This window comes from Mycobacterium sp. WUMAC-067, assembly GCF_020217485.1.
Classification (GTDB): domain Bacteria; phylum Actinomycetota; class Actinomycetes; order Mycobacteriales; family Mycobacteriaceae; genus Mycobacterium.
In genome coordinates, this window is the sequence record NZ_JAEKMI010000232.1 from 1 (window position 1) to 221 (window position 221).

Here is a 221-nt window from a genome sequence, read left to right on the forward strand (position 1 = left end):
TAGTTGTTTGTCGGTGGTGGTTGGGGTTGGAAGGGGTCATACCACCACCAGTCGGCGCGTTCGCCGATAGGTCCCGGGCAGGGCGCCACCGCGGGCGGTGGTCCAGTGGGTGGGCGTGCCAGCGATCCCGCGCTCAGGATTCTGCCGTCCTCGTCCGTGACCACCAGAGCGTGCGCGGGTCCGGTGATGGTGATCAGGCCACGATGGTGCAGCCGGTGGTG

1 pseudogene is annotated in these 221 nt (G+C 67.9%); it reads right to left on the reverse strand.

Annotated features, from left to right (window positions below):
- Window positions 1-221, reverse strand: a pseudogene (locus JF781_RS28365) (hypothetical protein); the annotation flags it as partial.